This window comes from Cryobacterium sp. M91, from assembly GCF_002929615.1.
GTDB classification, from domain to species: Bacteria; Actinomycetota; Actinomycetes; order Actinomycetales; family Microbacteriaceae; genus Cryobacterium; species Cryobacterium levicorallinum.
This window is the reverse complement of sequence record NZ_PJJT01000089.1, coordinates 89,057-114,954: the sequence shown is the minus strand read 5'-3', so window position 1 is coordinate 114,954 and position 25,898 is coordinate 89,057. Positions and strand designations below refer to the sequence as shown.

The 25,898-nt window shown below is 60.2% G+C and carries 20 protein-coding genes; 11 read left to right on the top strand and 9 right to left on the bottom strand.

Translation table 11 applies throughout. The annotated features are described in order from the left end of the window. The first annotated feature begins 106 nt into the window (after positions 1-106). Entirely contained in the window at positions 107-1,474 is a 1,368-nt protein-coding gene (locus CXY80_RS14970; RefSeq protein ID WP_092448035.1) for an NAD(P)/FAD-dependent oxidoreductase, read from the top strand. A gap of 9 nt (positions 1,475-1,483) precedes the next feature. Next, complete coding sequence (locus tag CXY80_RS14965) at positions 1,484-2,983, top strand: class I adenylate-forming enzyme family protein (protein WP_092448036.1); 1,500 nt, start codon at positions 1,484-1,486, stop codon at positions 2,981-2,983. Here the strand turns inward: CXY80_RS14965 and CXY80_RS14960 are convergent. Further along, positions 2,976-5,015: a 3-hydroxyacyl-CoA dehydrogenase NAD-binding domain-containing protein gene (locus CXY80_RS14960; RefSeq protein WP_255411860.1), complete on the bottom strand. Its 2,040-nt coding sequence runs from the start codon at positions 5,013-5,015 to the stop codon at positions 2,976-2,978. The two genes, CXY80_RS14965 and CXY80_RS14960, sit on opposite strands and share 8 nt — an antisense overlap. A 220-nt stretch (positions 5,016-5,235) precedes the next feature. Between CXY80_RS14960 and CXY80_RS14955 the strand changes: the two genes are divergently transcribed. Beyond that, entirely contained in the window at positions 5,236-5,862 is a 627-nt protein-coding gene (locus tag CXY80_RS14955) for a TetR/AcrR family transcriptional regulator (protein WP_092448038.1), read from the top strand. Positions 5,863-5,931: 69 nt separating this feature from the next. On the opposite strand, the gene CXY80_RS14950 is transcribed toward CXY80_RS14955, so the two are convergent. Genes CXY80_RS14950 through CXY80_RS14940 form a run of 3 tightly spaced genes read right to left on the bottom strand, consistent with a single transcriptional unit; the run spans position 5,932 to position 7,644 of the window. After that, the gene (locus CXY80_RS14950; protein WP_092448039.1) at positions 5,932-6,294 is read right to left on the bottom strand and encodes a nuclear transport factor 2 family protein; all 363 of its coding nucleotides are present in this window, start codon (positions 6,292-6,294) and stop codon (positions 5,932-5,934) included. Between the two features lies 1 nt (position 6,295). Beyond that, complete coding sequence (locus CXY80_RS14945) at positions 6,296-6,955, bottom strand: 3-oxoacid CoA-transferase subunit B (RefSeq protein ID WP_198415574.1); 660 nt, start codon at positions 6,953-6,955, stop codon at positions 6,296-6,298. Further along, positions 6,952-7,644 carry a 3-oxoacid CoA-transferase subunit A gene (locus CXY80_RS14940; RefSeq protein WP_092448041.1) on the bottom strand — a complete coding sequence of 231 codons (693 nt, stop codon included), beginning with the start codon at positions 7,642-7,644 and terminating at the stop codon, positions 6,952-6,954. Before CXY80_RS14940 ends, CXY80_RS14945 begins: the two co-directional genes overlap by 4 nt. 211 nt (positions 7,645-7,855) lie before the next feature. Here CXY80_RS14940 and accB point away from each other — a divergent pair, with 211 nt between their 5' ends. From accB to CXY80_RS14915, 5 genes are read left to right on the top strand one after another with little or no spacing between them, the layout of a single operon-like run. Continuing rightward, positions 7,856-8,365, top strand: coding sequence for an acetyl-CoA carboxylase biotin carboxyl carrier protein (accB, locus tag CXY80_RS14935; RefSeq protein WP_158251673.1), 510 nt, complete (start codon positions 7,856-7,858; stop codon positions 8,363-8,365). A gap of 4 nt (positions 8,366-8,369) precedes the next feature. After that, the gene (locus tag CXY80_RS14930) at positions 8,370-9,728 is read left to right on the top strand and encodes an acetyl/propionyl/methylcrotonyl-CoA carboxylase subunit alpha (protein ID WP_092448043.1); all 1,359 of its coding nucleotides are present in this window, start codon (positions 8,370-8,372) and stop codon (positions 9,726-9,728) included. A gap of 60 nt (positions 9,729-9,788) precedes the next feature. Continuing rightward, positions 9,789-11,261, top strand: a complete 1,473-nt coding sequence (locus tag CXY80_RS14925; RefSeq protein WP_104132954.1) for a carboxyltransferase — start codon at positions 9,789-9,791, stop codon at positions 11,259-11,261. A 4-nt stretch (positions 11,262-11,265) separates the two neighbouring features. Next, positions 11,266-12,093, top strand: coding sequence for an enoyl-CoA hydratase-related protein (locus CXY80_RS14920; protein ID WP_092448045.1), 828 nt, complete (start codon positions 11,266-11,268; stop codon positions 12,091-12,093). Between the two features lie 15 nt (positions 12,094-12,108). Further along, the gene (locus CXY80_RS14915) at positions 12,109-13,032 is read left to right on the top strand and encodes a cyclase family protein (RefSeq protein WP_092448046.1); all 924 of its coding nucleotides are present in this window, start codon (positions 12,109-12,111) and stop codon (positions 13,030-13,032) included. A gap of 216 nt (positions 13,033-13,248) precedes the next feature. Here the strand turns inward: CXY80_RS14915 and CXY80_RS14910 are convergent, their stop codons facing one another. Continuing rightward, positions 13,249-15,453, bottom strand: coding sequence for a hydantoinase B/oxoprolinase family protein (locus CXY80_RS14910; RefSeq protein WP_092448047.1), 2,205 nt, complete (start codon positions 15,451-15,453; stop codon positions 13,249-13,251). A 21-nt stretch (positions 15,454-15,474) separates the two neighbouring features. Continuing rightward, positions 15,475-17,568 (bottom strand): hydantoinase/oxoprolinase family protein, encoded by a 2,094-nt coding sequence (locus CXY80_RS14905; RefSeq protein ID WP_158251672.1) that lies wholly within the window; start codon positions 17,566-17,568, stop codon positions 15,475-15,477. Positions 17,569-17,948: 380 nt separating this feature from the next. Here CXY80_RS14905 and CXY80_RS14900 point away from each other — a divergent pair, with 380 nt between their 5' ends. From CXY80_RS14900 to CXY80_RS14890, 3 genes are all read left to right on the top strand, one after another. Then, the gene (locus tag CXY80_RS14900) at positions 17,949-20,660 is read left to right on the top strand and encodes a branched-chain amino acid ABC transporter permease/ATP-binding protein (RefSeq protein WP_104132953.1); all 2,712 of its coding nucleotides are present in this window, start codon (positions 17,949-17,951) and stop codon (positions 20,658-20,660) included. After that, entirely contained in the window at positions 20,657-21,340 is a 684-nt protein-coding gene (locus tag CXY80_RS14895) for an ABC transporter ATP-binding protein (RefSeq protein WP_092448050.1), read from the top strand. Before CXY80_RS14900 ends, CXY80_RS14895 begins: the two co-directional genes overlap by 4 nt. Before the next feature lie 136 nt (positions 21,341-21,476). After that, positions 21,477-22,661: an acetyl-CoA C-acyltransferase gene (locus CXY80_RS14890; protein WP_104132952.1), complete on the top strand. Its 1,185-nt coding sequence runs from the start codon at positions 21,477-21,479 to the stop codon at positions 22,659-22,661. A gap of 392 nt (positions 22,662-23,053) precedes the next feature. On the opposite strand, the gene CXY80_RS14885 is transcribed toward CXY80_RS14890, so the two are convergent. From CXY80_RS14885 to CXY80_RS14875, 3 genes are read right to left on the bottom strand one after another with little or no spacing between them, the layout of a single operon-like run. Further along, complete coding sequence (locus CXY80_RS14885) at positions 23,054-23,986, bottom strand: hypothetical protein (protein WP_104132951.1); 933 nt, start codon at positions 23,984-23,986, stop codon at positions 23,054-23,056. Further along, complete coding sequence (locus CXY80_RS14880) at positions 23,983-24,957, bottom strand: electron transfer flavoprotein subunit alpha/FixB family protein (protein ID WP_233195406.1); 975 nt, start codon at positions 24,955-24,957, stop codon at positions 23,983-23,985. The genes CXY80_RS14885 and CXY80_RS14880 overlap by 4 nt, the downstream gene beginning before the upstream one ends. A gap of 37 nt (positions 24,958-24,994) precedes the next feature. Beyond that, entirely contained in the window at positions 24,995-25,774 is a 780-nt protein-coding gene (locus CXY80_RS14875; RefSeq protein WP_092448054.1) for an electron transfer flavoprotein subunit beta/FixA family protein, read from the bottom strand. Between the last annotated feature and the right edge of the window lie 124 nt (positions 25,775-25,898).

The window sequence follows — 25,898 nt, the reverse complement described above, 5'->3', positions numbered from 1 at the left end:
GAAATATCTGCATCAGGATATGAATCATACAAACGATTGGTACATCTCAATGGTGAGAGCATAATAACTTCTCTTCGTGGTGGGCCCCAGCTATGAGGAGAAACTCATGACGTTCGAACTGCCTGACACCTTTGCGATCGTCGGAGCGGGCCCTGCCGGCCTCGTCACCGCCCGCGCATTCCTCAACTATGGGCTCAAGATTGAAATCCTCGAGCGCCACAGCCGTGTCGGCGGAATCTGGGACAAAAGCAACCCCGGATCTCCTGTCTACGAGAGCTGTCATTTCATCTCTAGTCGAGACTACGGGGGATTCATCGGCTACCCCATGCCCGCCACCTACCCCTTGTATCCCAAGTGGCACCAGATACGTGACTATGTTCGGGGCTTTGCCGATACATTCGGTCTGACCGCGTTTATCCGGACCGATTCAGACGTTGTCAGTGCCGTGCCAGTGGACACCGACGTCGGCCGATACTGGTCGGTCACGCTGGGCTCCGGTGAGACTCGAAACTACCGAGGCGTCGTTAGCGCAACGGGAGGTCAGTGGGTTCCGGTCATTCCCAAGTTCTCCGGGTCCGAACGGTTCACCGGCACCATCATGCACAGTTCGGAGTACGACGACATCGATGTCTTCCGAGGCAAGAAAGTGCTGGTGGTCGGCGCCGGCAATAGCGGCGTTGACATCGCAGCGGACGCGGCGTTCATGGCGGAGAAAGCTGTTCTCTCGACCCGTCGGGGATATTGGTTCCTCCCCAAGCTCGCCTACGGCGTCCCGGTGGGAGACCTCTTGCAGGGAAACATCCCCGATGAGAAACTGCCCGCGGAACTTGTCGGGCTGGATTCAGCGGGAATCATTCAGAAAGTCCTGGACGCTGTCGTGGGTGACGTCACAAACTACGGTCTGCCCGCGCCGGATCACCCATTGGGCGCGACGCACCCCATCACCAACTTCCAGGTACTGCACGCTCTGGCGCACGGCTTGCTCTCCTATCGCCCTAATATTCAGGAGATCACTCCAACCGGGGTGATATTCGAGGACGGCAGCTTCGAAGCGATCGACGTCATCGTCTTTTCAACGGGGTACGACAACAGCATTCCCTGGCTGCCCGAAGGAATGCTCGAGTATGAAGAGGGGCAGCCGAAGTTCCTGCTCGGGGCACTCGTCGACAACGTGGAGGGACTGTACGGCGCGGGAGTGCTGCACTTCGCGGGCAACACCTACCCGGTCTTCGATCAGCTCGTTCAGCTTGCGGCAGCAGACGCGAAGGCACTATTGTCTGGCGAAAATGGAGCTCGTCTCAAGGAATTACGGGCGTCATATCGGCCCAGCTTCAAGCACGACGGTACGTTCCTGGATGTGCGGCGCAACGCGAATCATGTCGATATAGAGGCTGTCAACACCTATCTCAAAGAACTGGAAGAGGACTTCGGGGTTCCCGTCCCGTACTTCAACACTCCTGACTTCTATGTGTAAGTTCGACGGATGGCCCGTCGAACCTGGGCTCTCGAAGGTGGCACGCGCATGAACCGGGCTCTGCCGATTCTCGACTGGGCTTTCTCACAACCGGACAAGGCATGCCTGGTCACCGATGAACGTTCCTACAGCTACCGCGAAGTCAGCCTCGCGATCCAACAGGTCGCGGCCAGCCTCATGAGCGCTGTCGGCATCGGGACGCGCGTGGGCCTGTTCATCGACAGCACGCCGAACTTCATCGTCTATCAACACGCGGTTTTCTATCTTGGTGGAATCGTGATGCCCCTCAATCGGGCGTTGACGGAGCCGGAAGTTGTCGAAGTCGTGACACTCGTCGGTCTGACGATCGTCGTGAGCGATACGCCGTTAGAGCTTCCTGACGGCGCAACAAACATCGTCGTCGCGGGGGAGTTCGATGTGCCGCCGCCGGGCGCCGTGATCCCCACCCCTGCCGTTCTTCACCCTGACGCTGGCGCCTGCCTCCTGCAGACATCGGGGTCGACCGGCCGTCCCAAGGGCGTGCTCCTATCCATGGGAAACCTCAGCTCCAACTATGACGCGACCTATCGTTGGATAGGCATCGGCAAGGAAGATCGCATTCTGCTCACCCTTCCGGTCTTCAACACCTACGCGCTGAACCAGGGCATTAATATGATGGCGATGACCGGTGCCACGCTGCGCTTGGTTCGTCGCTTTTCACCCGAGCGTCTGCAAGAAGTAATGAATGAATTCCTGCCCACATTCATCCCTCTCGTCCCCACCATGGTGACGCGCCTGCATCAAGCCGGCGTGCGCTTTGACGGTGACGTGCGGGTGGGTATCGGCGCCGCTGCGTCGCCGTCTCAAATCTCAGCCGATGCATGGTCGGTGTTTCCCAGAGCCCATATTTACTTCGGCTATGGATTGACGGAGGCCACCGCGATCGTCAGTACGAACCACGTGGGCACGAAAGAGAACAACACCGGGGACTATCTCTCAGCGGGCGCAGTCGTACCGGGCGTGCGGGTCACGATCCGGGACCCATCCGGTGAAGACGCCCGCGGCGAAGTTCTGGTTTGGGGTCGAGCCGTGTTCAGCGACTATGTGGGGACTGCTGAGCCGCGCCCCGTCGAAGATGGATGGTTGCTCACGGGGGATATCGGTCTCTTCGATGAGAAAAGACGATTGCACATCGTCGACCGAAAGCGGGAGTTGATCATTCGCGGTGGACAGAACATCTACCCCGGTGAGATCGAACGCGTCCTGTCGTCCCATCCAGCCGTGAGTGAGGCCGCAGCAGTCGCCCGCGCTGATGCCGACTTCGGCGAAGTCCCTGTTGTGTACGTCGTGCTGCGTCGCGGGGAGAACGTCTCCGGCGCGAAACTCCTGACGTGGGCGGCGGCCCGGCTTGCACCGTTCAAGGTGCCGGAGGATGTCTTCGTCATCGATGTGATGCCGAAGACTCCCACCGGCAAGATTCGCAAATTGGATCTGCGCCGAGGCAGGGAAGTGGAGAACGCCGTCAGCTGAGGGGAGAGCCCACTGCGGCCAGCAGGGCGACAACTTCTGGGGGCATGACGCCCGTGGTCGCAGGCCGGGCCAAGGCGAAGATCAACGGGCAGGACTGGTAGGACGCTGCGAGCCCCTCCATCAGCCAGGTGGGGGACTGCGCGGCGGCGAAGCGGATGGGGCCGCCCAGCGCTTTGGGAAATGCGAAACCTGCTGTCATCACCACGTCGATGTCGCTGGCGCGCTGAGCAACGCCGCTCGCGAGAACTTCTGCGGCTCCGACCAGCATGGAGGAGATGATGCGCTGCTGGATCTCGGCCGATGTGAAAAGGCGAGGCGTGATGCACTGGGCGGCTCGGCTTTCCGCGATGACCTTCGCGGTGTTTTCACTGGGTATTCCCCGTTTCGCTCCATCGGGATAGGCGTACCAGCCCTCGCCCGTCTTGGTGCCCAGATGGCCTTGTTCGCAGAGAGAATCGGCGATGGTCACGTAACGTTCGAGCGGATTTCGAGAGCTACTCAGACGTTTTCTTCGCGCCCAGGCGATGTCGAGGCCGGACATATCCGACACGGCGAAAACGCCGATGGGGAGGCCGAGATCCACCATGGCAGCGTCGACGTCCTGAGGTGTGGCGCCCTCTTCGACAAGGAATTCTGCCTGCGCTCGGTAGTCCGTGTAAATGCGGTTACCGATGAAGCCTTCACCGACCCGCGCCGGAACGCCGGTTTTCCCTAGCTTGCGAATAAGATCCGCCAGGGTGGACGCGGTGGCGTCGTTTGTGAAGCGTGTTCGGATGACTTCGACGAGTGGATTCTTCTCTGCGGGGTTGAAGAAATGAAAACCGGCCAGGCGCTCCGGATAGCGAAGGCTCTGGGAGATTTCATCCAAATTCAGATACGACGTATTGCTGGCCAGAACCACGGTGGACGAAACAACGGTTTCAAGAAGCCCCAGAAGGTCCTTCTTCACCTGCATGTCTTCAAAAACGGCATCGATGATTAGGTCAGCGGTGGCCAGATCCTGGACATTCAACGTCATGGTGATGGTGCCGTTGTTTTTTACGTCGCTGTGGTCCTGTGCCAGCGATGTCATTGCGCGGTCGAGTACCTCTGGGTTGGAGTCGAAGAGCGTGACCGCGAAGCCCGCCGTTCGGCATACCTGAGCGATCGAGGAGCCCATTGTTCCCGCGCCGGCGATTCCGATATGTGACAGTTGTGCGGCGGTCGCAGTTGTGCGGAGGCCTTTTGCGGCGGCTCTCGTGGCGAAGAATAGATACCGGAGGTTGATCGCTTCGGTGCCGGATCGCAGCTCGTTAAACGCTTGACGCTCGAGGGCCAAAGCCTCGGCTGAGTCGCGGGTGAGCGAGCCAATAGTGAGTTCGACCGCCCGGGTGATATTGGGGCGAGCGCGGCCCCGGCCGGAGGCTCTTTCAACGGCACGCTCAATGAGATCGGGCGGGTCAACGGGAGGGATCAGATCGAGGGTCCGTCGTTTGGAGGCCATGGTCCGTGCGGCGAAAATTGCTGAATCAAGGAGGGCCTCTGCGGAGACGATGCTGTCGACCAGCCCCATGCCGAGTGCCTCTCTGGCCGTGATGTGACGCCCGGATGAGATGAGGTCAATCGCCGCCGCGACTCCCACAAGGCGAGGGAGCCTGACGGTGCCGCCGGCGCCGGGGAGAATTCCCAGGGTCACCTCTGGGAGGCCCAGCACCGCCGTGGAGTCGGAGATTCTGGCGTCGCATCCCAGAGCGACCTCCAGGCCGCCGCCGAGAACGAAACCCGTGAGTGCTGCAACTACAGGGCAGGGGAGTGCTTCCAGCGCTGCGATGACGGTCGGGAGTTGGGGTGCCTCTATAGCGTTCTCGAATTCCTTGATGTCAGAACCTGCATAAAAATGTGCGCGCCCGCTGGCCAGGACGACCGCACGGACATCGGACATGGTCGCGACGAGTTCCAGCGCTGCGAGCAGGTGTCGCCGCAACAGGCTGTTGCCCATGTTCATGGGGGGACTGTCCAAGGTAATGATCGCCACACTGGAGCGTACGAGCATTGAGACGACTGTCATGTGGTGATGCCTCATCCTTGAGTTAGTTTCAATTCACCCGATCGATACGCGGTGCACGGATCATATTATCAAACAATCATTTGGTTGTCATCGTATGGAAAAACAAGTTCGAGATACCGACTAAACACCAAACAATCGGTAGTATGTCTTTCTAAGGACTAGAGGTATCGCGGCGCAGTCAGCCCTGGCTGAGAAATGGGTAATCATGAAAAAGAAACCATCTGAACGCCCCTCCGCGGAGGGGCGGAACAGAGACGGGAACGTCATCGCTGCAGCTATTTCCGTCATGTCGGAAAAAGGGTATTCCGGCACCTCAATTCAAGAGGTCGCCGATCGCGTCGGTGTGCTCAAGGGCAGTCTCTACCACTATTTCTCCTCCAAAGAAGAGCTCCTGTTTCGCATCCTCGACGAATCGCACTCGGAGTCAATGGTCATCGCCGACGCGGTTGCCGCTTTGGGCCTGGATCCGATCGACGAGTTGCTGGAATACGTGACGCGACAGAGCGTGTGGTATCTGGCCAACGTTGAACGCGCCAACATCTTCTTCACGGAGTCGCGGAACCTCACGGGGGAGCGGAAGGCGCTGACGAAAGACCGCGGCCTGCAGTTTGAACGGCATGTGCGTGATCTGATCACCGCGGCGCAGGAAAGCGGACAGATTCGCAGTCAGCTGGATGCGAGGCTGCTGACCCGCTTTGTGATCGGCGCGATGAACAACGTTCGTTTCTGGCCATCGCGAAGTGCGGGGAGCTTCTCGGACGAACAGCTCGTTTCCGCCCTTGTCGAGCTGACGTTCAACGGGCTGGAAGCCCAACCGGCCGCGCACGATTAGCGGTCGGCCGCCGGATGAGGGGCTGCCTCACTCTGGCCAGGGCGGCGCGTTCGCCTGACGTAACCCGGCTCAGGCGGAGGTGAGTTCCGCCGTGTCATAGAACGACCGGACGGCGGCGAACTTGCCGCCGATCACCGTCATGCAGTTGATGCCCCGAAGCGGGTATCTGATGCCTGCCGACGTGATGAGGACGGACTGCCACTCAAATGCGGACTCGGCACCCGATGTGGTTTCGTGCACGATAGCGACCTCAAGGCCCGGATAGAGGTCGCTCGCGTTTGCATAGAAGCCACGAATGGCGTCGTGACCCTGGAGGTTCCAACCCGGTGTCACAAAAGTTGCATCGTCTCGGTAGAAGGCCATTATGGCATCGAGATCTCGCGTGATTTCGGCATCCCAGTAGGCACGGGCTATGTCGAAGTTCGTTGACATGTCAGTTCCTTACGGTTGCGGACGTTGTCGCGTCGATGAGGGTGAATCCCACCAGCGTCGAGAGCTGACCCGCATCCAGATCATCGAAGATTTCGAGAATCCGAACGCCGGCAGGAATGACGTCGAACACGGCCACGTCCGTGTATATCCGTTCCACGCACTCGGCGCCGGTGAGCGGGTAGCTGCAGTTCTGCACGAGTTTGCTCTCGCCGGTCTTAGAAAAGAGGTCCATCACGACGTAGACGTGTTTCGCTCCCGCTGCCAGGTCCATCGCCCCGCCAACGCCGGGAATGGACGTGGTCGAGTTCGTGCGCCAGTTGGCAAGGTCGCCCCGCGCCGACACTTGATAGGCACCCATGACGCAGAAGTCGATGTGTCCTCCACGCATCATCGCGAAGGAATCGGCATGATGGAAATACGACGCGCCGATCTCTTCGGTGACGTAGACCTTTCCCGCGTTGGTCAGGTCCGCATCTTCTTGTCCGGGGAGCGCGGCGCCTCCCATTCCCAGCATCCCGTTCTCTGTGTGGAGAATGATCTCCCTGTCCTCGGGTAGATAATCCGCCACGAGTGTCGGTACGCCGATACCGAGGTTCACATAGGCGCCGTCGGGGATGTCTTTCGCCACTCGTGCCGCAATTTGGTGGCGCGAAAGCCTCATGATGTCACTTTCGGGTTGGTCGGGGCGTAGCCCGTGCTTATGAAACGGTCCACATAGATTCCGGGGGTCACGATGATCTCGGGATCCAGTTCGCCGAGTGCCACCACGTGATCGACTTCGGCAATGGTTACCTTGGCTGCGGCAGCCATCACGGGGCCAAAATTTCTCGCCGTCTTGCGGTAGACGAGGTTGCCCCAGCGATCCGCACGGGATGCCCGGATTAGGGCGAAGTCTGCATGCAGGGGTGTCTCGAACACGTAGTGTTCCCCGTCGATGAGGCGCACTTCCTTGTCCGCGGCCAGCTCTGTGCCATAACCGGTCTTGGTGAAGAAACCTCCGATTCCGGCACCCGCAGCACGGATGCGTTCGGCGAGGTTGCCTTGAGGGACGAGCTCGAGCTCAATCTTGCCGGCGAGAAAAAGTTCATCGAAAACAGTGGAACCGATTGCTTTGGGGAAGGAGCAGATCACTTTGCGAACGCGGCCGGCTCCAAAAAGTCGGGAGATGGCGTCCCCGCCCGCCCCGGCATTGTTGTTGATGACCACGAGGTCGCTGACCCCGCGGTTCAGGAGTGCCTCTATCAGCGCGATGGGCTGGCCGGGAGGGCCGAACCCGCCGATCATGATCGTGGCGCCGTTTTCGATTCCCGAAACGGCTTCTCCCGCGTCGTGGACTTCTTTGTCAATCACCGGACACCTTCACTTCGTGTTCTTGGCTGGGTCTTGAGCTAGTCAACCATACGTCTGTTCGATAAACCAGAATCAGTATGTCGAACTTCGTATAGACAACAATGCTTGACCGCCTTGTTCTGGTGACCATATACTAAAACTGCCAACCGATTGTTTGATTCAAGCACGTCGGTCTTAATCCGGCAGACCGAGAATGGCAAAGGAGCCCACAGTGAGTCTTTCGTCCGCTGATATCAATAGCATCGTCGCAGCCCTGCACGAATCGGACTGGGATGAGGCCGTCGTGAGCGTCGGCGACGTAAAGATTTCCGTTGCTCGTAACGGCGCCCACCTTCCCGGCGGATCAACCGCGATGACGACTCCTGCACCGGTCGCGGAGCCGGTCGTCGCCCCTGTTGCGGCCCCCGCAGTGGCGGTTTCCGCTCCGATTCCGTCCTCGCCGGCAGCAACGGCACACGCTCCGGCCAATGCCACGGACTTCGCCATCACGGCACCCAGCATTGGGGTTCTGTGGCGTTCCCCCGAACCCGGCGCCACTCCCTTCATTGAGGTCGGTCAGCGCGTTGAGGTCGGGGACACGGTGTGCATCGTTGAAATCATGAAGCTGATGAACAACGTTGCCTCCACGGTTACCGGGATCGTGACGGCTGTGCATGCCGAAAACGGGGCGACCGTTGAATATGGAACACCCCTGTTCAGCGTTGACGTCACCGCGAACTGACCCCGTGCGCAGCATTCTGATTGCCAATCGCGGTGAAATCGCCGTTCGTATCATCAAGGCTTGCTTCGACGAAAATATCGAGAGTGTCCTCGCCGTCTCGGCCGCCGACGTTGATTCGCTCGGGGCCAAACTCGCAGATCGAATCGTCGTCATCGGGCCGGCAGCAGCGGGGGAAAGCTACCTCTCCGTTGAACGGGTCGTGGCAGCGGCGCGTCACGCGAACTGCGATGCACTCCACCCTGGCTATGGGTTTCTTTCCGAGCGGCCGACTCTTGTTGACGCCTGTGAAGAAAACGGGATCACGTTCATCGGGCCTCCGGCTGAGGTCATGCGTCGCGCGGGCGACAAGCTTCAGGCACGCGCGGTGGCGGAGTCCATTGGTATTCCCACGGGCAAGGGATCTCCGGGGCTGACCAGCGTCGAAGACGCGATCCGGACGGCCGAGCACTTGAACGCATACCCTCTCCTGCTCAAAGCGTCGGCCGGCGGTGGTGGACGTGGAATGACGGTCGTGAGGAATCCCGATGACCTCAGCCAGGGTTTTGTCCGGTCGAGCACCGAGGCACTGCGTGCCTTCGGTGACGGAACCCTCTATCTCGAGCCCTACATCGAGAAGGCTCGACACATTGAGATTCAGATCCTCGCCGACTCCCAGGGGACCGTCTGCCACCTCGGCGAACGTGACTGCTCAGCGCAGCGTCGATACCAGAAGATCATCGAGGAGGCACCCAGTGTCGGTCTTCCGGATGACCTCATCATCCGGATCAGGCAGGCTGCAGTTGACCTGGCGACAGCCCTCAACTATGTCGGGGCAGCAACAGCCGAGTTCCTGGTTGACGTAGAAAGAAACGCCTTCGTCTTTCTGGAGGTGAATGCCCGAGTTCAGGTTGAGCATCCCGTCACTGAGGCAGTATCGGGAATCGACATCGTGCGCGAACAGATTCGTATCGCCCAAGGCTTGCCCCTGTCGTTTTCGCAAGAGGATGTTTCTATTACAGGGCATGCCATCGAGTGCCGGATTAACGCCGAGAATTCTCGCAATAATTTTCTGCCCAACCCCGGCCTGATCGAGGAGTGGACGATGCCTCAGGGCACGGGCATTCGCGTGGATACCTACGCACACAACGGAGCTCACGTACCCCCTTACTATGACTCGCTGATCGCGAAGATAATCGTTCATGCGACCGACCGACAGCAGGCAGTAGACCTGATGGCCCGCGCGCTGGCCAAAGCGACCGTTCGCGGCGTCGACACGACAATCGACCTTCAGCTCGACATTATGCGTAACGAGACTTTCCGCACCCAACCCATCACCACCAAATGGCTCGAAGAATCATTTCTTCCGGCCCGGCCCGCAGCCTAAGCACGTTCCCTTGTCACCGCTCACTATGTGTGCATGCCCCGACGCTTCGAAGGAAATAGCATGAATGTCGAATTTGTAGACCAGACCCTGCGCGATGGAACTCAGAGCCTCTGGGGATTGCGGATGCGTGCCTACGATGCCGCAGATGCCCTGCCGTACCTGGCCAAGACGGGATTCGAGACCATTGATCTGACGGGCCCAGGTGTCTTCACCGTCCTCGTTCGGGAGTTCAACGACGATCCATGGGACACGATGGACTTCCTCGTCAAGGGCCTGCCGGGCAACAAAACGCGCTGCGGAATGCGCACCCACAGCGTGATGGGATTCGCCCGCGCCCCTGAATCGATCATCGACCTGTGGGTCCAAACGCTGATCAAGCACGGCGTTGAGAATTTTTGGATTTACGACTGTGCCTTCGACCTCCCGGTGATGAAGCGCTTGGTCGATGTGATTGCCGCGGCTGGCGGGGAGGCGCTCCCGTCGATCATGTACGGCTTGACCTCGATTCACGACGACGCGTTCTTCGCCGCCCAAGCAAAGGAAATGGCATCGTGGGCAGGAGTGCGTTCCATCTATGTAGAGGATGCGCCCGGCATTCTGAAACCGGAACGCGCAAAGACCCTGTTACCGGCAATCCGCGCGGCGGCTGGCGATATGCCTCTTGAGCTTCACTGCCATAACAACGCCGGGATGGCCCAGCACAACTACATGGTGGGGATTGAGAGCGGTTTTAACCGTATCCACACCGCGTCACGCCCTCTCGCCAATGGGGCATCTCTTCCGTCGACGGAGAGCATGGTCGACATCGTCGAATACATGGGCCACACCCATTCGCTCGACCGGAACATGTTTGCGCCCGTTGCCGAGAATTTCATTCGAGCAGCCAAGGCCGGAAACCACTTACTTGGAGTGCCTGCCGAGTTCGACCCCCGGATCTACGATCACCAGCTTCCCGGTGGCATGACGGGCACGCTCATCAACCAGCTCGGCAAGCATGGGATGGCTCACCGGCTGAATGAGGTCCTGAACGCGATCCCTCAGGTTCGTTTGGATTTCGGCGAACCGATCATGGCTACTCCGTTCTCCCAGTTCGTCGGAATACAAGCGGTGCTCAATATTGTTACGGGCGACCCCTACAGCCTGGTTCCTGACGAGGTCATCCACTACCTTCTCGGTCACTATGGGCCCATCCACGGCACCGTGAACCAGAACGTGCGCGACCGCGTTCTCTCCAGTGCGCGCGCCAAGCAAATTGCCCAGTGGGAGCGCCCCGAGCCCAGCCTGAAGGAGATTCGTTCGCGCTTTGCCGCCGGGATCTCGGACGAGGAGCTGCTGCTTCGCTACATGAACTCCGAAGATGAGGTGAACAAGACCCTCGCGGCGGGACCTGTGCGCAAGGACCCTCGCCGGAGTGCAAACAGGATCGTCGAGAACATCGTGGACTTGGTCGGAGAGAAGAGCACGGCCACAGCCTTCTCGGTGTCATCTCCTGACTTCAGCGTTCACCTCAGCAAATTGATCGGAAGCAAGTAAGGCCATGACCGCAGACTACGAAGCCATCACCCTCCTCGAGGAAGACAACGTCGCCTGGATCACGTTCAACCGGCCTGATCGGCTCAATGCCCTGAATGATCAGCTCTTGGAAGAACTAGGCCACGCGTTGGATTTCCTGGCAACGTCAGACAGCAGGGTCATCGTCCTCAGGGGCAGCGGCCGAGCATTTTCGGCGGGCTACGACGTCGGTTCGGACTCTAATGAAATCGGCTACGCGCACGAGCGAAGCCCGGTTGAAGACCGTGACCGTCAGCTCGCGAACATCGATCTGTTTCTGAAAGTGTGGCGCCACCCGCTTCCTGTCATTACCTCCGTTCACGGCTTCTGCATGGCCGGAGCGACGCAGCTCTGTGTGTTCTCCGACATCACCATCGTGGCTGAAGATGCCGTCATCGCCGCTTCCCCGGCTGTTCCCATCGGGGGTGGGTTCATCTCCCCGTTGTGGGCCACCATCGTCGGTCCCAAGCGCGCAAAGCTCATGAGCTTCGACGCCGGCCATCGCATCAGCGGTGTGACGGCTGTCGAATGGGGCTGGGCCACGGAAGCGGTCCCTGCGGATGCTTTGGATGAACACGTGCGAGCGCTCGCGGTCTCCATCGCTCGCACGCCGACGGCGATTCTGAAGCTCAAGAAGGAGGCCATTAATCGGGTTTCCGAACTTCAGGGTCTCGTCACGATCGGGCGGATGGGCGCCGAAACAGATGCGCTCCTCCATCTCACGCCCGAGGTTCAGCTCCTGCAGAACCTGATCAAGGAACGTGGCCTCAAGGGCGCCATCGCTCACTTCAACTCCGGCGAAATGAAATTCTAGCCAAGAACGGATCCCATGATTCCCGCATTCGATGACCTCCCTGAAATCGGCACCATCGGCATCAAGCACTCGTGGGGGGTCCTTCCCGTTTCGTTGGGAACGCTCGCGTTTCTGAGCCCGGCGGCGACGCTCGAGGCCAGCCATGCCGTCCGTACGGGGGAGACGATTTCTCTCAATGTTCCCTTCGACGACTTCGCACCGCCCCTCTTCGGCCGCCCCAGCCTGGGGCATCTCGTGACGGAGACCGGGAAGAACACGTTCGAAGACACCTTGAACGATTTCAATCCTCAGTCCGCATCACAATGGGACGGCCTAACCCACATCCGGGCCCGAGAATTCGGATTCTACGGTGGCATCACCGACGGCGACGAAGCCCGAACAACACTGGGAATGCACCACTGGGCCCAGCACGGCATCGTTGGCCGCGGATTGCTCGTCGACGTCGTTCGGTATCGGGCCGCGCAGAATATCGCGTGGGACCCGTTCGTGGAGGACGCCGTTGAAGCGTCTGAAATCGCCGACATCATCGCCTGGCAAGGACAGCATCTGCAGCCCGGAGATATCCTCTGTGTTCGCACCGGGTGGATGGGTGAATATCGACGTCGAGCTTCCACCGACGGAGATGTCTCCCGCGTCGGGGACCAGTTTGCCGGAATAGCGTCCACCGAGGCAATGGCGCGATTCCTCTGGGACAACAAGGTTGCTGCCGTCGCATCGGACAACCCGGCTGTGGAGAGCGCTCCTGGCGATCCTCGCAATGGCTCGCTTCACCGGCGACTGATCCCCGGGCTGGGCTTCGCCTTGGCAGAGCTCCTCGATCTGGATGCCCTCGCTGACAGGTGTTTCGAGCTCAACGCATACAACTTCCTCTTTTCCGCCGCACCGCTTCCCCTGACCGGGGGAGCGAGCTCAACGGCAAACGCACTCGCCATTCTCTAGACGAACGACCGCTGCTCTGGCTGCTTTCGCTGCTCGGCGCGGTCGTTTGGCGCGCCTGCGTGTCTCCGCGATCGCGAACATGGCAGCCCATCGGGGTGTTGTCGCAAGCCGGTTCTGATCCGGCTTCCGCTCGTGAACCGGACACCCCGCGCGGGCCGAACGCACTACAGCCCCGGACCTTCAGGTCCGGGGCTGTAGTGCGTGGTGTGTGGTTCTTTACGCTTCCGCGGGGAACCGCTCGAAGATACCGGGACGACTGGACTGAACCAAGGGGTGCCCGTCCAGGGTGACGTCGACCACGAGCGAACTTGCGCAGCCCGGGCAGCTGTTTTCGCGAAGAACAACCTCTTCGAACTGCACACGCTTGCGAACGTTCGACTTGAGCTCCGCGAAACGGCCGGAAATCTCTTGTTCCTTCGTCACCGCCTGGGTGCGCCAGTTGCCCGTACTGGCGCCTAGGTCCTCGCCGCACATGTTGCAGGCCCAGCGCTCATTGACGATACCCAGAGGCGCGAAGGCCGTCGCGTTGCTCAGGATCGGGCGCTTCACTTTGCCGCCGATTCGCGCTTCACGGATTGACTCACGAAGAGCCATGGTTCCGAGCTCATCAACGCTGCCATTTTCGGCGAGCTCGACACCATAGACATCGTGGGCGACTCCAGCGGAGACGTAGCCGTCGGAGACGTCCGCACTCACACGGTGCGTTTCCCGCAGGAGCGGGTCACCGGCACCGCCGCCGCCGCCGTGGATAACGGTGTAGACGTCACCTCGGTTGAGCGTGAGCGACGCGGATTGCGTGGGGCCGGGGATGGAGTGTCCCTGAAGCGATTCTTCAGTGGGGTAGGTTCCCGTCTCCAGGAGATCAAGAATGTTCGTGTCGCGAAGAAGCTTCCACGTGCCGGCCGAACCGGCGAATCCGCCGGCAACGCCACGAGGAGGAACATAGGCGCTGTTCGTGTAGGCGCCGGCATTCATCCGGTCGCAGTGCAGGATGGCGAGACAGGTGTTGACGCCGTTGCCACCTCGGAACACTCCGGCACCACCGGTGTCGGGCTCCACGCGGCGCCAGAGGATCATTCCGGGCTGGCTCATCTCTTCAGCCTCAACGTCGGGCATGTCGCACCCGGCCATCGCCTGTGCGGCATAGATTTCCATGCCGTCGCCAACGCTTTGTCCCGCTCCGCCCGAGGACATACCCACGGACATCGAGAACGAAACAGTGGGGTTCCCTGTCCGGCGATCAACGCCGAAGGCGGTGAAATAGGTTTGATTCTGGGCAGGCTGTCCGGCAACACGAGCGCCGATGACGGGATTCTTGCTGAAGGAGCAGGCCTGGGAGAACACATCGATGAGCAACTTGTTGACGCGCATTCCCGTCTGGATGTGTGACATCGTGACGGGAGCCGGGGCCACCGCGTTGACAATGGAACCCTTGGGTCCCAGATCGAAGTGGACCGGACGCCAAATTCCGGCATTGATGGGGATGTCATAGGCCAGCTGCGCCAAGATCGTCGTCCAGGACTGGCCGAGAACCGACGGTTCGACACCGTTGACGAATGAATCCGTCTGAGGTCCACCGCGGAATTGCAGTGTTATCTCATCATCTTCCACGATGAGGCGGCAGTGAATCTCGTGGAGTTCTTCAATGCCGCGGGCGTCGAATTCGACCCAGTCGCTGCTGTCATACGTGCCGTCCGGCATTGACTTGATGATGGCACGCAGGCCGATCTCAGAGAGCCGCTTGCTCTCTTCGTTCAACGTTGTGAAGCGGTCAAGGCCGATTTCAGCCAATGTCGCTTCGAGACGGCGTTGGCCGGCGTTGTTGGCGGCGATCATGCTGCGAATGTCGTTGAGGACTGTTCCCGCCATGCGTACGTTATTAGCGATGAAACCTTCCCATTCAGGATCGATGGCGCCATCACGAGCAATTCGCGTTCCGGGGAACGCGAGGGATTCCGAGAAGGAGTCCACGGCACCCAGCGCGAAACCGGAAATGGCAGAACCGCCGATGTCGAGGACGTGTTCGTTCACATAGCCCCAGGCCACGAGCTTGTCCTCGAAGAAGAAGGGCATAACGATACCCACGTCGCCCTGGTGCACGGCGCCGGAGGTGTGCGGGTCGTTGCAGGCGAAGGCGTCACCGGGCCGAAGGTTGGCGGGGTCGACTCGACGCATAACGGCCTGAACGCCCAGGAGAGCGGTGCTGACGTGGAACGAGACGAATCCCGAGAACGCGAGCTGCTCACCGTTTGCATCCAGGATGCAGGTGCTGAAGTCTTTGGCGTCGGTGACGACCGGGGAACCCGATGTCCGCATCAGGGTGATGGCCATTTCGTTGGCAATGTTGCGAATCGACTTCTGGTGAACCTCGACATCGATTAGATCGTATTCGAGGGTTCCCTGCGTCTTTGCAGAATTCATGACTGTCTTCTCTCTGGTTCTTTACGCGGTGAGCGTGAAATTGAAGTACTGGTCACGGCCACATTCGGAGCCTTCGGGTACGTAGATTGTCGTATCTCCGACGTCAACGATGCAGGGGCCGTTGACCACGGCGCCGGGGATGAGGTCTGCTTCGGCGTAGATGGGGAGCACTGCGTCGCGTCGCTCGCTGGGCAGGAAGACGGAGCGTTCTCCGACAGGCTGCGGCGTGGGGGCTCCGACGACAACCGCCTGCTGACGCTCAGTCGGCTTCGGGCGGTGGTGGATGACCCGGGTCGAGAGGGTCATGAGAACAACAGGTGAGCCCTTCCATGCCGTTCCTTCGCCGTAGTTGCGCTCGTAGACGCGAGGGAAATCCTCCGCGAGGCGAGCAGCGTCGGCTGGAACGAAATCCACGTCCTGCAAAGGAACGGTGACTTCATATGTCTGTCCGAGGAAACGGAAATCACCGCTTCGTTCAACCGAGAGATCCTCTGGAGCAATCCCCTCGAGACCAGCGTCGTGCTTGGCCTGGCTGAGCATGACCGCCATGGCTTCGTTAATCCGATCGGCCTGGCTTGGGTCGCTGAGATCCCAGTTGACTGTTTGCTCGTACTGACGCACGTAGTCCGCGATCAGAACGCCATACGCGGAAAACGCCGAGGAATTATCGGGGATGACGATACTCGGGCAGCCCAATCGGCGGCAGATTTCCACGGCAAACAAGCCGAGCCCTCCCCCGTACGAGAAGAACGTGAAATCACGAGGGTGATGGCCTCGTTCGATGCTGACCACACGCAGTGCATTGGCCATTTCGATGACGGCAAGGTCATAGATGCCTGCTGCGGCTTGCTTGACATCCCAGCCCAGCGGATCCCCAATTCGGTTCTTCACAGCTGCTGACGCATCCGCAACGCTGAGCTGGTGGCGACCATTGAGGTAGTTTCCTGGATCGATCAACCCCAGGATGACGTTCGCATCGGTAACCGTCGGTTCTGTTCCGCCGCGTCCGTAGCAGGCGGGGCCGGGCTCGGAACCCGCGCTGTGCGGGCCCACCTGGGGAACGCCTCGTCCGTCGAGCCATGCCACGCTGCCGCCGCCGGCGCCGACTGAGACGATGTCCAACATGTTGATTCCGGTGTGAAACGGTCCGAATGTTGCCTGCTTGGCGATGGACGGCTCGAGGTTGGGGAGAACCGCCGTGTCGAAACTCGTTCCACCCATGTCACCGACGAAGATATTCGTCAGTCCGAGTCGGGCGGCAGCGTGCCGGGCCCCCATCACGCCGCCCGCCGGGCCGGATTGCATCAGGGTGACAGGCTTGGCCTGAACGGCCTCGGCGCCGACGGATCCACCGATTCCCTGAAAGAAGGTGAGGGTGCCGGTGAAACCCGCATTGCCGAGCTGTGTCTGCAGGCCTTCGACATATCGTGTCGTTGCCCGGTGTGACAGGCAGTTGAAAACCGCGGTCATGAATCGCGGATACTCGCCGACGACGGGGTGAACCTCAGAAGAGAGGGTGATGAAAATTCCGGGGATCTCTTCGAGAACAATCTCGCGGGTTCGCTTCTCGTTCGTGCCGTCGCTGAACGACCACAGGTAGCAAATTGCAATGGCTTCAACACCATTGTCGCGAAGACGACGGACGGCGGCACGGACTTCGACTTCATCGAGGGGAACGGCGATCTCGCCATTGCTCATCACGCGTTCACTTATTTCTTCAATGCAGTCCCGCGCAACGACGTCCGGCGGGGGAGTCTGGAGATGGTCGTCGTATTCAACGCGGCGGGCGCCGCTGGCCAGACGAAACGTGTCCTTGAATCCGCGTGTGATGAGCACGCCTACTTTGGCACCACGCAACTCGGTGATGGCGTTGGTGACAATAGTTGAACCGTTGATGAACGCATGGCATTGGGCCAGAACTTCATCGCGTTCCTGGCCGAGCTGGTTCGCTGCAAGCTCAAGCGCATTGAAGATGCCGACACTGTAATCACCATGTGTCGTGAACGACTTACTGCGTACGAGACCATTGGGCCCCGAGAGGACGAGGTCGGTATGGGTCCCCCCGACGTCGACTCCAACGGCATAGTCACCTTTTTCAACCAGCTGCGATTTCATAGTCCTTGTGTTCTCCATTTCATAGCAACGCCTCGCTGCGTCATGATCACATTTGCCCTGTTGCGCTTCGACCGCTTGCGCGGAAACGACGGGTCTGTGAGCTCTCGATAAGTGTCGCAAAGGCGAGATAAATCTGTCAAGCGTTTGTTTGAATTACTGTTTGTTTCCGGAGGGACGCCAGCCAGAGAATCCCGGCGTGATCGAGTAGAAACAATAGTTGACTTTCCACCATACGATTGGTAGAAATATCAAGTAGCCTGTGGGATCGTGCAGCAGGTCGAGCGTTGACCCCCTGTCCAACCCCGATCAATGAGGATCGAAAGGAGCTTCATGCCCTTCCGGCCTTTTGTTGAATCTGAATTTGATGGAAGAAGGACCTGATGGAAGAAGTTCTGCGGTTTGCACTGATCGGCCTTGGCCTGGGTGCAATGTACTCACTTGCCTCGCAAGGTCTTGTTCTCATCTACCGAGGTTCGGGTGTTCTCAATTTTGCGCAGGGTGCCGTCGGCATGCTCGGGGCCTACGTCTATTACGAGGCTCGCACGACGTTCGAGCTTCCCTTCCTGGTATCGGCATTGATCGGCATCGCCGCTTCGGGAATTGTCGGTGTTCTCGTGCAGGTCGTCATCATGCGCCGGCTCAAGAACGCCTCGCCGCTGGCGCGAATCGTGGCGACCCTCGGGATCCTGCTCACCCTGCAGTCCCTCGCAGTCTTGAAATACGGCGGCCGAACGACATTCGTGACGCCCGAGTTGCCCCAAGGCGTCATTCCCCTATCCGGATCGATAGTCCTTCCTTGGGACCGACTCATCATGGTCGTCATCGCCGTGGTCTTGACGGTCATCCTCTGGGCTGTCTACAAATACTCACGATTCGGACTCGGCACCTCAGCGGTGGCTGAAAATGAATTGGCGGCCTCGACCCTGGGCTGGTCGTCTGATCGCATCGCCATGATCAACTGGGCCGTTGGTTCCGCACTGGCCGGTCTTGCCGCAATCCTCGTTTCGCCCATCATCACCCTTCAGGTCTCGGTGATGACGAACCTTGTACTTGCGGCCATGGCAACGGCGCTGATTGCCGGCTTCCGTTCGTTCCCGATCGCACTGGTGGCAGGGCTCGTCATCGGCATGATGCAGACCGCTGTGGGACGCTTCTCAGCAGACATCCCGGGGCTGGCGGACTCGCTTCCCCTTGTCGCCATCGTTATCATCCTGCTGGTGCGGGGCAAGTCTCTTCCGCTCCGCGATTACATCTTCCAGAAGCTTCCCCTGGTTGGATCGGGACGCATCCGCTGGAGAATCGTCGTTCCTGTTCTCGTTGCTGCCGCAATCCTGATCATCGCCGTTCCGCCTCGCTGGCAGGATGCCTTGACCATCACCATTGCCGCGGCCATGATAACGCTGTCCATCGTGCTTCTTACCGGCTATGCCGGACAGATTTCGCTGGCCCAATTTGCGATGGCAGGTTTTGGCGCATTCATCGCCGGTCGAATGGTTTCCATTTGGCATGTCTCCTTCGAAGTGGCTCTCATCTCCGGCATCTTGGCCACCATTCCGGTCGGGATTCTCATCGCGCTCCCCGCGGTGCGAACCCGGGGGATCACCCTGGCCGTTGTCACTCTCGGGTTGGGCACGACTCTCGAGTTCATGGTCTTCAACAGCGACTTCTTGACGGGCGGCTTCTTCGGGACCCAAATCGGGCAACCCCTGCTTTTCGGCCTCAACATCAGCGCCATCGTTCATCCCGAGCGATATGGACTCGTGGCCTTGGGGCTCCTGCTCCTGATGACCCTGGTCGTGGGCAACATCCGTCGCGGCCGAAGCGGCCGCAAGCTCATTGCGGTGCGAACGAATGAACGAGCCGCCGCCGCACTCGGAATCAGCATCACGTCAGCCAAGCTGTACGCCTTCGGTGTCGCTGCCGGCATAGCGGCGTGCGGCGGTATCATCCTCGCGTTCCGCAGCGAATCGATCGTCTTCGGTTCGACCTTCACGAGCTTCAACTCGATTTCGGCTGTGGGCTGGGCGATGATCGGCGGAATCGGATTCCTCCTCGGCCCGCTCTTTGGTGCAACGCTGGCTCCGGGATCCATTGGTGCCGCTCTCCTGAACGCAATCCCGGGAGAGTTCAGCACGTTCCTGCCTCTCGTGAGCGGTGTGCTGATCATCTTCTTCGTGATCCAGAACCAGAACGGTGTTGCCAAGGAAATGTCGACTCTGTTCAAGGGACTTCTGCCCAAGCTGGCCCGTGATGCCAAGGCGCATTCCTCCAAGGAGCTGATGGTTCCCAACGCAGCTCCGGTGCGCGTCAGCCAGAAGGTATTGGAAGTCAGGAACCTGACCGTTCGATACGGCGGAACGGTCGCCGTGGAAGGCGTGACCCTGACGGTCCGCCCTGGCCAGGTTCTCGGCCTGATCGGGCCCAACGGTGCTGGAAAGACCTCCATCATCGATGCGATCACCGGTTTCGCCCCGCAGACCGAGGGCGATGTCATCCTCGATGGAGTCAAGATGAATGATCTCTCGGCCATGCGTCGAGCACGGGCCGGAGTCAGCCGTTCATTCCAGTCTCTTGAGCTTTTCGAAGACTGTACCGTTCTCGACAATCTGCTTACGGCTGCCGATCCATTCGAGTCGGGTTCATACTTCCTGGAGATTTTTCGGCCGAGCAAACCGCGACTCTCCCCGGCCACAATCGAAGCGATCCGTGAGTTCGACCTCGCTGATGAACTCGACACGGTGGTTGAGAACCTGCCCTACGGCAAGCGTCGACTTGTCGCTCTCGCCCGCGCTGTTGCCATCGAACCCAGCATTTTGCTGCTGGACGAGCCCGCAGCCGGATTGGGCGATGTCGAATCGGCGGAGCTCGCAGAAATGGTTCGAAAACTTGCAAAGAACTGGGGCATAGGAGTCCTGCTCGTGGAGCATGACATGAACTTCGTCATGGGTCTGTGCGACGAGATCGTTGTCGTCGACTTCGGAAAGAAGATCGCCGAAGGAAGCCCCGCTGAAGTTCGCGGGGACAGCCTTGTTCTCGAGGCCTACCTCGGAGCTCCCTCGTCGGAAGAAATCACGGAAGGAATGAATCGATGAGCGCACTTGACGTTATCGGGATGAGCGCTGGATACGGCACCCAACCCGTTGTGGAAAACATCAACCTGACCGTTGAATCGGGAACCGTCACCGCTCTCTTCGGGGCAAATGGCGCGGGAAAGTCAACCACGCTCAAGGCCATCAGCGGGGCCATCGGCGTCCTGGCGGGAAGTGTGGCGATCAACGGCAGCGCAACCACAGCCCCTTTGTACCAGCGTGCACGCAATGGGCTCTCGTATGTCACGGAAGAACGGTCCGTTTTCAAGGGGCTGACCGTTGAGGAAAACCTCCGAGTCGGCGGTGTAGACATTCCCACCGTGCTCGCGCTTTTCCCAGAACTTGAGAAACGTTTGCGCATTAAGGCCGGACTCATCTCGGGAGGCGAGCAGCAGATGCTCTCGCTCGGTCGGGCCATGGTGCGAGGACCCAACCTGATTCTGGCCGACGAACTGTCACTCGGTCTCGCCCCGCTCGTCGTGACACGCCTCTTCAAGGCGTTGCGCACTGCGGCGTCTGAGACAGGGTTGGGTGTTCTCCTCGTTGAACAACACGTTCGGAAGGCACTCGACTACGTTGACCACGTCTACGTCATGAGGCGCGGGCGAGTCGAACTAGACCTTCCGATTGCCGAGGCGAAGAACCGCATTGAAGACATTGAGAACGCCTATCTCTCGGCCTGACGAGCGAACGGTCCGGCCGTTGAGATTCGGACCGAGAACCATCCCGTCAGCTTGCTGACACACGCTGATATTCTCAGCCGAGTCAAACAGAGTGCCACGGCACAGACCCATAATTACATCGTCGTCAGGAGAGGACATGGCAGAGGCCTACCTCGTTGGAGGAGCACGAACTCCCGTCGGTCGTTATGGTGGGGTGCTGGCGGGGGTGCGTCCGGATGACCTCGCGGCGATCGTGGTGGCGGAAGCGGTGCGTCGTGCCGGGATCGATCCGGCCCTGATTGACGACATCATTTTCGGCGCTGCCACGCAGGCCGGGGAGGACAACCGTAATGTGGCGCGGATGGCGGCTCTCCTGGCCGGTCTGCCCGATCACGTGCCGGGGATCACGGTCAATCGCCTGTGTGCGTCGGGTTTGTCGGCGATCACGATGGCGGCGCAGGCCATTCGCGCCGGCGATGCCGACGTGATGGTGGCCGGCGGTGTGGAATCGATGACGCGGGCGCCCTGGGTTCAGGGTAAGCCGGACCGGGCGTGGGCGAAGCCCGGTGCGCAGTTCGATACGTCCATCGGGTGGCGTTTCATCAACCCGAAGTTGGCGGCGCGGGATAAGGCCACGTTTTCGATGTCGGAAACGGCGGAGGAGGTCGCTCGCATTGACGGCATCACCCGTGATGAGGCGGATGCCTTCGCCCTTCGCAGTCAGCAGCGGGCGGCGGCGGCGATTGATGCCGGTCATTTCGTGGACGAGATCGTCGGCGTGCCGACGAAGGCCGGCGAGGTGCGCGTGGATGAGGGCCCGCGCCGGGATACGAGCCTGGAGGGGCTCGCCGGGCTGCGCCCAATCGTCAGTGGCGGTTCTGTCGTGACGGCCGGGAATGCCAGTTCGCTCAATGACGGGGCTTCGGCGGTCGTGGTGGCGAGCGGCGAGGCGGTGAAGCGTTATGGCCTCATTCCTCGCGCCCGCATCGTGTTCGGTGCCAGCGTGGGTCTCGCGCCGGAGATCATGGGGCTGGGTCCGGTTGCGGCTACCCAGAAGGTGCTCGCTCGAACGGGACTGCGGGTGGAGGACCTGGGCGCGATCGAGCTGAACGAGGCCTTCGCCACCCAATCGCTGGCGTGCATCCGGCGCCTCGACCTTGACGAGGAGATCGTGAACCGCGACGGCGGCGCGATAGCCCTCGGGCATCCGCTCGGATCGAGTGGGGCGCGACTCGTCGTTACTCTCCTCGGACGCATGGAACGTGAAAACGCCCGGCATGGCCTCGCCACGATGTGTGTGGGCGTCGGCCAGGGCTCGGCCTTGATCCTGGAGCGTGTCTGATGACCACAATGGGACTCGAACTCGCCGCGACGAGAACCTTCAGTTCTCCAGAGGTTTGGCTACAGCAACTCCGCTTCTGAGGCGGAAGCCCGACGCATGGGACGGCTGCCTTCGAGGCCGGCCTGAATTGCCTCAACAGCATCTCCCGCGTCACCGCCGACGCTAACTGACTGGCATCTTTGGGTTTCTTCCCTCCGATGGTGGGATTCTGCGTTCTGGCGGTTCGCCCGAGGATGGTAGCCGCATCGTGAACTGTGCAGGGTTCGGCGGCCTTCATGAGGTGGTGGCCGGCCTGTCCCTCTGTTGTTCCCAACCCGTCGCACTCCGGACGCATTCCGCGACCGGCTCGCCGTGATCGGTCACTTCGCCCAGGCAAGCCCGGAAAATTACCGCTAGCGAGAAACTGTTCCGGTCAGTGCGGCAACGGAGCGCAGCACGAGCGGTGTCGCTGCGAACCAAGCCGCAATCATGACCACCAGTGATCCTGCGAAAATCCAGAACCCCAACCATGTTGTGTTGTCCTGGGAGGCATACATGTGATTGAGGTTGCGCAGCGCACCTGTTGCGAGCACGAGTGTCACGTGAAGGATCGTGAACCCAGCGAACCAGAGCATGACGGGAAAATGAACTGCTCTGGCCATCGCCAGGGGGAATACGGCGTTGATTCTTCGGGCACGCTGTGGCCAGGCTGAAGACATCCGGAGCCCGGTTGCGATCGCCAGGGGCGCGGCGACGAAGATTGTCGCCGAGTAGCTCAGAAGCTGAAGACTGTTGTAATTGACCCAACCGTTGTCAGTGGGCCAATTCAGCGATAAATACTGAATGCCCACGGAAACAGCGTTCGGAAAGACGTCCCAACCCAGGGGGACAACTCTCATCCATTGGCCGGTGACGACGAGCAAAACAATGAAGACAATACCGTTGAGAATCCAGAGGAAGTCCAGGCTGAGGTGTAGCCACAGCATGATGCTGACTCTTAGCGGTGCCGATTTCGTGCGGAAGATACCGGAATTGCGTCTGGTCCAATAGGCCGCGGGGCGACGCTCGGTGCGTACCTGCCATCCCGATCGAATGATCAGCAGGATAAAGAAGGCATTGAAGAAATGTTGCCACCCCAACCAGACGGGCAGGCCCACCGGAGCGTTGGCGGGTAAGGAGGAATGCCCGGGGTAAGTCTGCATGAAAGAACGCACCTCGGGTACGTCGCGCACGGCCTGGGCACCGAGAACTGCGGCGAGGAGAAGAAGGACACTTAGCAGCGCTAACCCGGCGGCCTTGACCCATCGGCGGCGTACCGGCTCCCGCACCTTCAGGGAGGAGCTCAATGCCGGAGCCGATGCAGGGCTTCAATGGTCTGCGGAATGACCGTGAAGATATCACCCACGATGCCGAAGTCGGTGAAGTCGAAGATAGGGGCGTCGGGATCTTTGTTCACGGCCACGATGACCTTGGCCGTTTGCATTCCGGCCAGATGCTGAATTGCGCCGGAGATACCCAGGGCGATGTAGAGCTGGGGTGACACGATGGTTCCGGTCTGGCCTACCTGCAGAGAATGCGTGACGTACCCGGCATCCACCGCGGCGCGTGAGGCCCCCACGGCTGCACCGAGAGCGTCGGCGAGTTGCTCAACGAGGAGAAAGTCTTCCTTCGAACCGACACCGCGTCCGCCGGAAACCACAGTTGCGGCCCCACGAAGGTCGGGCCGGCCCGAATCGGTGGGTGCTTCCGTTCGGGATGTGATCGTGGCGGCGGCAACGCCTGTGAGGGACAGGGTGATGGTGGTCAGGTCGGGAGTGTGGGCCGTGACCTCCTCGTCGATCGAGCCCTGTCGGAGCGTTATGACAGCCGGCCCGCCGTGGATGGACGACTCGACGTCGAAGGCTCCTCCGAAAACGGAGTTGCGGGTAACCACTCTGTCGTTGACGAGCGCGATGTCTATGGCATCGATTGTGAGGCCTCCACCGATTCTGACCGCGAGTCTTCCCGCAATCTCACGGCCTTCGACGGAGTTCGTCACGAGCACAGCGGCTGAGGTATCGAAGTGGGAGAACGCTGCCGCGAGGGACTCCACGGCAGGAGTCGCCAACAGGGAATCGGTCTGGGTCGACTCCGCGATGAAGACATGGTGAGCTCCGAGATCGCCAAGCTGTTTCACGTGTTCGCTGTGGTCGCCCGGCGTGGTGCTGAGGACGGCGACGGGAGTTCCGAGTCGCGTCGCGGCGGCAAGCAGCATCTTCGCGCTTCCGCGAATCTCTCCCGACGGAGACACTTCAATCAAGGTCAGTGCAGTTGACACGGTGTCATTCCTTATGTTTGATCGAGGTTTGGCGGGGTTAGACGAAGCGCCCGGCGGCAAGAAACTCTGCCAGTTCGACGCCGGCATTTCCCGAGTCGACAATCTTGATTCCAGCGGTGCGTGCGGGGCGACGCGTGACGGTCGTTATCGTCGATCGGCCGGTTGACCTGAATGAGGTTTCCGGGTTGATGCTCAGGTCGGAGAGGGAGAGGGTTGCCAGGGGCTTCTTCTTCGCCTTCAGGAGGCCCTTGAAACTGGGAAAGCGAGCGTCAGGGGATTGTTCCGTCACCGAGACGATGGCAGGAAGCCGTGCTGTCACGGTGAGGGTCCCGTAATCGGTTTCGCGTGAGCCGTTGACGACATCGGCGGCTATGTGGACCTCGGATAGCGATGTCAGGTGAGGCACCGATAAATGCTCTGCAACCATGGCAGGGATTACGCCCCCGCGGCCATCGGTTGACTCGTTTCCTGCAATCACCATGTCGAAGCCCGCGTGGGTAATGGCAGCAGCAAGCACGCTTGACGTCCATGTGACATCGGCACCGGCGAGGGCGTCGTCCAAAACGTGAACCGCCGAATCCGCGCCCATCGCAAGGCAGTGGCGCAGCGCGACCGCGGCGGAGGCGGGGCCCATGGTGAGAACGATGATTTCTGCGCCGGTCTCGTCTTTGTGTCGGAGGGCAACCTCCAGGGACCGATCACTGATCTCGTCGATGATGTTGTCGGGTGCGGAACGATCAAGCGCCCCGGTCGCTGAATCGAGGGATCGTTCGCCCCAGGTGTCGGGAACCTGCTTCACGAGCACAATGATCTTCACGGGGCACTCTTCCTGCTGTTTGGAGGACGGATGATGATGAGATGCTCGTTGTTCAGGGACAAGAAGCTTGTTCTCCATTGAACACCACGTATGTCGAAAAATCAATCAATCGTTTGTTTTATTC

Coding starts and splice junctions, on each gene's coding strand:
- CXY80_RS14970 (WP_092448035.1), top strand. CDS start 107: ATGACGTTCGAACTGCCTGACACCTTTGCGATCGTCGGAGCGGGCCCT.
- CXY80_RS14965 (WP_092448036.1), top strand. CDS start 1,484: ATGGCCCGTCGAACCTGGGCTCTCGAAGGTGGCACGCGCATGAACCGG.
- CXY80_RS14960 (WP_255411860.1), bottom strand. CDS start 5,015: ATGCTCGTACGCTCCAGTGTGGCGATCATTACCTTGGACAGTCCCCCC.
- CXY80_RS14955 (WP_092448038.1), top strand. CDS start 5,236: ATGAAAAAGAAACCATCTGAACGCCCCTCCGCGGAGGGGCGGAACAGA.
- CXY80_RS14950 (WP_092448039.1), bottom strand. CDS start 6,294: ATGTCAACGAACTTCGACATAGCCCGTGCCTACTGGGATGCCGAAATC.
- CXY80_RS14945 (WP_198415574.1), bottom strand. CDS start 6,955: ATGAGGCTTTCGCGCCACCAAATTGCGGCACGAGTGGCGAAAGACATC.
- CXY80_RS14925 (WP_104132954.1), top strand. CDS start 9,789: ATGAATGTCGAATTTGTAGACCAGACCCTGCGCGATGGAACTCAGAGC.
- CXY80_RS14920 (WP_092448045.1), top strand. CDS start 11,266: ATGACCGCAGACTACGAAGCCATCACCCTCCTCGAGGAAGACAACGTC.
- CXY80_RS14915 (WP_092448046.1), top strand. CDS start 12,109: ATGATTCCCGCATTCGATGACCTCCCTGAAATCGGCACCATCGGCATC.
- CXY80_RS14910 (WP_092448047.1), bottom strand. CDS start 15,453: ATGAATTCTGCAAAGACGCAGGGAACCCTCGAATACGATCTAATCGAT.
- CXY80_RS14905 (WP_158251672.1), bottom strand. CDS start 17,568: ATGAAATCGCAGCTGGTTGAAAAAGGTGACTATGCCGTTGGAGTCGAC.
- CXY80_RS14900 (WP_104132953.1), top strand. CDS start 17,949: ATGGAAGAAGTTCTGCGGTTTGCACTGATCGGCCTTGGCCTGGGTGCA.
- CXY80_RS14895 (WP_092448050.1), top strand. CDS start 20,657: ATGAGCGCACTTGACGTTATCGGGATGAGCGCTGGATACGGCACCCAA.
- CXY80_RS14890 (WP_104132952.1), top strand. CDS start 21,477: ATGGCAGAGGCCTACCTCGTTGGAGGAGCACGAACTCCCGTCGGTCGT.